The sequence below is a fragment of the Streptosporangium sp. NPDC051023 genome (assembly GCF_040689595.1).
Lineage (GTDB): Bacteria > Actinomycetota > Actinomycetes > Streptosporangiales > Streptosporangiaceae > Streptosporangium.
Genome location: NZ_JBFBCE010000254.1, coordinates 1 through 1258 on the forward strand (window position 1 = coordinate 1; position 1258 = coordinate 1258).

At 64.1% G+C, this 1258-nt stretch carries 1 protein-coding gene; it reads left to right on the forward strand.

Annotation, left to right across the window (positions count from 1 at the left end; translation table 11 throughout):
* The first annotated feature begins 183 nt into the window (after nucleotides 1–183).
* Nucleotides 184–1176: a DUF4158 domain-containing protein gene (locus AB0395_RS48510; RefSeq protein ID WP_366295157.1), complete on the forward strand. Its 993-nt coding sequence runs from the start codon at nucleotides 184–186 to the stop codon at nucleotides 1174–1176.
* Nucleotides 1177–1258 lie beyond the last annotated feature (82 nt).

The following is a 1258-nucleotide window of genomic DNA, read 5'->3' on the forward strand; positions in this document are numbered from 1 at the left end:
AACAGGATGACAAGAGCCCGGTGGCGGGAGACTGTCACGCCGGGATCTGTGGGAGCCCGAGGCTGCAATGCCTCGGGCCACCCGACCGGCTCTGAACTGCGGTTACTGAGGTTTTTAGGACGGTTGTTGATCTCCTCAGCTACGGTTCGTCATGATTCGTGTGTTCTGTGACGTCCGGGATGGTTGATATCGACGCGGTTCCTGTCTGATGAGCACTTGGAGCGTCTACGGTCGTTCCCTGACATTGGGCGTGAGGAGCTGAACAAGTACTTCACGTTGACGCCGCGTGAGCACGGGTTCCTGGACGCGCCGGGCCGCGGTCCAGAGGCCAGATTGGGGCTGGCCGTTCAGCTCTGTACGTTGCCCTGGCTCGGCTATATCCCCGATGACCTCCTGGAGATTCCGCAGGCGGTGTTGCTGCGGTTGGCAGGCCAGATGGCGGTGTTCCCCGGGATGCTGGAGGCATACGACCGGTCGACGCGCAAACGGCCTCAGACCCGTAGCGATCACCTGAAGCTGGTGATGAAGTACCTGACGTGGAAGAACCCCAAGCCGGGCAGTATCCAGTGGAAGGAACTGGAGCAGTTCCTCCTGGACCGGGCGATGGAGCACGACACCCCGAGTCTGTTGTTCCAGCAGGCGGTGGAGCACCTGCAAGCTACCCAGGTGATGCGGCCTGGTGCGGTCACGCTGATGGAGTTGGTGACCACCGCCCGGAACGCGGCGGCAAAGCTGACCACCCAGAAGGTCGGGCACCTGCTCACCAGGCCGATGCGGTCGGACCTGGACCGGCTACTCGTGGAGGATCTGGAGATCGGGACGTCCAGGCTGCGATGGCTGACGACGCCAGCGGCGGAGGCGTCCGCCCCGGCGATCGGGGTGTCGGTCGACAAGCTGCTGTACCTGCGGGCAATGGACGCCCACCAGCTCGATTTGTCGATGCTGCCCCGGGAGCGGCGCCGGTTCCTGGCCACGGTGGCTCGCCGCTCCACGGTGCAAGGCCTGAAACGGCGGGAAGAGCGCCGCTATCCGATCTTGCTTGCCCTGGTGGCCCAGTCTGCGGTCGACCAGCTGGACGAGGTCATCGCGCTGTTCGACCAAGCGGTATCGGCCCGGGAGTCCCACGCGAAGGCCAAGACGGACGAGGCACTCGCCGAGCGGGCTAATAACTCCTAACAGAATGATCTCCGTTGTGGTTTGATCTCTCGCTGTAGCGATAGCGGGAGGGGTGAGCGGGTTGGCGCGGCCGAAGCCGTGG